This window comes from Streptomyces sp. NPDC087787 (assembly GCF_044743035.1).
Taxonomy (GTDB): Bacteria; Actinomycetota; Actinomycetes; order Streptomycetales; family Streptomycetaceae; genus Streptomyces.
In genome coordinates this window covers 1-4,768 of sequence record NZ_JBIUVQ010000053.1, presented here as the reverse complement: position 1 = coordinate 4,768, position 4,768 = coordinate 1, and the positions used below count along the sequence as shown (strand labels likewise).

1 protein-coding gene is annotated in these 4,768 nt (G+C 74.2%); it reads right to left on the bottom strand.

The window, feature by feature from the left end; all coding sequences use genetic code 11:
• Positions 1-4,768, bottom strand: a 4,768-nt coding sequence (locus ACIOWN_RS34370; protein ID WP_401984462.1) for an SDR family NAD(P)-dependent oxidoreductase, incomplete at both ends; no start/stop codon positions are given.

Sequence of the window (4,768 nt, the reverse complement as noted above, 5' to 3'; positions counted from 1 at the left end):
CCACGGACGACCGCGAGGATCTCGTGACCGTTGCGGATCGCGTCCGACTGCCGCTCGAGGACCAGCATGCCGACACCCTCGGACCAGCCGACACCATCGGCGGAGTCCGAGAACGCCTTGCACCGCCCGTCGGGCGACAGACCCCGCTGACGGGAGAACTCGATGAAGGTGCCCGGGGTGGAGATGACCGTCACACCGCCGGCCAGGGCGAGAGAGCACTCGCCGGCCCGCAGCGCCTGCGCCGCGAGGTGCGTCGCCACCAGCGACGACGAGCACGCGGTGTCGACGGTGACCGCCGGGCCCTCGAAGCCGAAGGTGTACGAGACCCGGCCGGAGGCCACGCTGCCCGCGCTGCCCTGGCCCTGGAGGCCCTCGAACTCCTTGCCACCGAGGATGGAGCCGTAGTCGCTGTACATGACGCCGGCGAACACGCCGGTCGCACTGCCGCGCAGGCCGACCGGGTCGATGCCGGCCCGCTCGATCGCCTCCCACGACGCCTCGAGCAGCAGGCGCTGCTGCGAGTCCGTCGCCAGCGCCTCACGCGGGCTCAGCCCGAAGAAGTCGGCGTCGAACTCCCCCGCCTCGTGCAGGAATCCACCGGAACGCGTGTACGACGTGCCGAGGTGCTCGGGGTCCGGGTCGTAGACCGACTCGATGTCCCAGCCGCGGTTGGCCGGGAACTCCGTGATGGCGTCCGTGCCGTCGAGGACCAGTCGCCACAGGTCCTCGGGCGAGGCGACGTCGCCCGGGTAGCGGCAGGCCATGCCGACGATGACGATCGGGTCGTCGGTCGTGGACGGCAGCAGCCTCACCGGGAGCGCCGACTCGGTCTCGGCGCCGAAGAGTTCGTCATGCAGATGGTTCGCGAGCGTGACCGTGTTCGGGTAGTCGAAGACCAGCGTCGCGGTCAGGCGCAGTCCGGTGGCCGCGCTCAGCCGGTTGCGGAGCTCGACCGCGGTGAGCGAGTCGAATCCGGCGTCCCGGAACTGGGCCTCGGCGTCCACCGACGCGGCGTCGGCGTGGCCGAGGACCAGGGCGGCCTGGGTGCGGACCAGGTCGAGGAGCGCCTCTCGGCGTCCGTCGGCCGTGAGCGCGGTCAGGCGTGCCACGAGCCCGTCGGCGGTGACGGTTCCGCCCGCTACCGTGCGCCGGGTGCGGGTCCGGACGAGACCGCGGAGTACCGCGGGCACCTCGCCCTGCGCGGCGAGCGCCGCCAGGTCGAGCCGGACCGGGACGACCAGGGCGGTGCCGGTGGTGTCCTCGGCACCGGCCGCGAGCGCCGCGTCGAAGAGGGCGAAGCCCTGCTCGGCCGCGATGGGCGGCATCCCGGCACGCGTCAGCCGTTCGGCCTCGGCGTCCGAGAGGGTTCCGGTCATGCCGCCCGCCTGGTTCCAGGGGCCCCAGGCCAGCGACAGACCCGGCAGGCCGGCCGCACGGCGGTGCTCCATGAGCGCGTCCAGGAAGGCGTTGCCGGCCGCGTAGTTGGCCTGCCCGGCGCCGCCGAGGACGCCCGCCACGGACGAGAACACGACGAACGCGTCCAGGTCCAGACCGCGGGTGGCCTCGTGCAGGTTCCAGGCCGCGTCCGCCTTCGGGCGCAGCACCCGGGCGAGCCGCTCACCGGTGAGGGAGCCGACGACACCGTCGTCGAGGACGCCCGCCGTGTGCACGACCGCGGTGAGCGGGTGCTCCGCCGGGATCCCGGCGACCAAGGCGGCCACGGCCTCCGGGTCGGCGACATCGCAGGCCTGGACCGTCACATCGGCGCCGTGCGCGATGAGTTCGGCGACGAGTTCCGTGGTGCCGGGGGCCTCACCGCCGCGCCTGCTGACCAGCAGCAGGTTGCGGACCCCGTAGGCGTCGACGAGGTGCCGGGCGAACTGGGCGCCGAGGCCGCCGGTGCCGCCGGTGATCAGGACCGTGCCGTCGGCCTGCCACGCGTTGGGCTCGGCGGTGTCGGCGGGACGGGCCAGCCGGGCGAGCCGGGCGGCGTGCGGCCGGCCGGCGCGCAGCGCGAGCTGCGGTTCGACGGAGCCGAGCGCCGCGGCGAGGGCGGCGGCGGACTCGGGGGTGCCGTCCAGGTCGACGAGGCCGAGGGCGCCGGGGTTCTCGGTCTGGGCCGAACGGACCAGACCGTGGACGGCCGCGGCGCCGACGTCCTGGGTGTCGGCCACGCCACGCGTCACGAGGACGAGGCGGGCGTCGGCGAGCCGGTCGTCGGACAACCGGCTCTGGACGGTGTCCAGCACACCGGCGGTGAGCCGGTGCGCCGCCTCGGAGGCGGCCTCGTCGTCGCGCGAGGCGACGCCGAGGACGACCACGTCCGGCGCGGGCCGGTCCGCGGCGACCGTCTCGGCCACCAGGGCGGCGACGTCCGGGTATGTCCGCACGGTCGTGCCGGTGCCGGTGAGCGCGGCGGCGAGCCCGAGCGGGTCGCCGTCCGTGCCCAGGAGCGCGACGGCCGCGGGGGCCGCCTCGGATCCCTGGGCGGGGGTCCACTCGACGCCGAAGAGCGCGTCACGCAGCAGCGTGTCGGTTCCCGTGGTGTCGAGTCCGGTGACGCTCCGGGTGGCCAGGGAGCCCACCGAGACGACCGGCGTGCCGTACGGGTCCACGGCGCTGACGGACAGCGTCCGGTCGCCGGTCGGAGTCAGCCGGACGCGGAGCACGGTGGCACCGGAGGCGTGCAGCGAGACGTCCGTCCAGGAGAACGGCAGTCCGGCCGTGCCGCCGTCGGCGGCCGGGGTCAGCAGCAGCGCGTGCAGCGCCGAGTCGAACAGGGCCGGGTGCAGGCCGAAGCCGGCGGCCGTGTTCTCGGTGCCCTCCGGCAGAGCCACCTCGGCGAACACCTCGTCGCCGCGGCGCCAGGCCGCGCGCAGCCCCTGGAAGAGGGGTCCGTACGCGAATCCGGCCTCGGCGAACTCCTCGTAGCACCCGTCGGCGTCGACGGCCTCGACGCCCTCGGGCGGCCACACGGTGGTGTCGAGGGCGGCGGGGGCCGGACCGCTGCCGGCGGGAGCCAGCAAACCGGCGGCGTGCTGCGACCAGGCGGTGTCGCCGGTGCCCTCGGGACGTGCGTACACGCCCACGACGCGGCGGCCGGCGGCGTCGGGCGCCTCGACGGCGACCTGAACCTGGACGGCGCCCCGCTCGGGCAGGACCAGCGGCGCGGTGATGGTCAGTTCCTCGACCCGGTCGCTGCCGACCTCGTCGCCGGCGCGGATCACCATCTCCAGCAGGGCCGTGCCCGGCAGCAGGACGGTGCCGTTGACGGCGTGGTCGGCCAGCCAGGGGTGGGAGTGCAGTGCGAGGCGGCCGGTGAACAGCACGCCCTCGCCCGCCGCGAGTTCGACTGCGGCGCCGAGCAGCGGGTGCTCGGCGGAGCCGAGACCGGCGGCGCGGACGTCGCCGCCGCCGAGCGGGGCCGCGGGCCAGAACCACTGGTGCTGGAAGGCGTACGTCGGCAACTCCGCGCGGCCCGCGCCGGTACCGGCGAACAGGGCGGACCAGTCGATCCGCAGTCCGCCGGTGTGCAGGCGGGCGAGCGCGGCGACCGCGGTGGCCTCCTCGTCGCGGTCCTTGCGCAGGACCGGAATGGTGACGGTCTCGTCGCCGGTCAGCGACTCCTGCGCCATCGCGGAGAGGACCCCGTCCGGGCCCAGCTCCAGGAACGTGGTCACACCCTGCTCCTCGAGCGCGCTCACCCCGTCGGCGAAGCGGACCGCCTCACGGACATGACGCACCCAGTACTCGGGCGAGCACAACTCCTCAGCCGTGGCCAGGGAACCGGTCAGGTTCGACACCACCGGGATCACCGGGGCGGCGTACGACAGCGTCTCGGCGACCGTGCGGAACTCGTCCAGCATCGGGTCCATCAGCGGTGAGTGGAACGCGTGCGACACCCGAAGCGTCGTGGCCTTGCGGCCCTCCGCCTCGAACCGCGCCGCGACCTCCAGTACGGCACCTTCCTCACCCGAGACGACCACTGAGGTCGACCCGTTGACGGCGGCGACCGCCACCTCGTCGGTGAGGTGCGGGATGACCTCGTCCTCGGTGGCCTGGACAGCCACCATCGCACCACCGGCCGGCAGCGCCTGCATCAGACGACCACGAGCAGCCACCAGACGAGCGGCGTCCTCCAGCGAGAACACCCCGGCCACATGCGCTGCGGCTATCTCACCTATGGAGTGACCGGCCACGAACTCCGGCCGCACACCCCACGACTCCACCAGCCGGTACAACGCCACCTCAACCGCGAACAGGGCGGGCTGAGTCCACCCGGTCTCATTCAGCAGACCGGCGTCCTCACCCCACATCACCTCCCGCAGCGAGCCCTCCAACTCACCGTCCAGGACAGCGAGAACAGCGTCCAGAGCCTCCGCGAACACCGGGAAACGGCCATACAGCTCACGACCCATCCCGAGCCGCTGCGAACCCTGACCCGAGAACAACGCCGCCGAGCGACCGGTGCGGGCCGGGTCCGAGACGGCCGCGGGGTCGGGCTCGCCCACAGCGAGGGCCGCCAGGGCGCGGGCCGCGGTGTCCACGTCGGTGGCGAGGACGACCGCGCGGTGCTCGAACAGCGACCGGTCGGTGACGAGGGAGGAACCGACGTCCACGAGCGGGCGGTCGAGGTGTGCCTCGACCGAGGCGAGCAGCTTCGCCGCCTGGCTGCGCAGCGCCTCCGGCGACTTGCCGGACAGCACCCACGGCACCACCGCGGGCTCCACCACGTCCGCCTCCGGCGCGACCGAGGCACCGACCACCG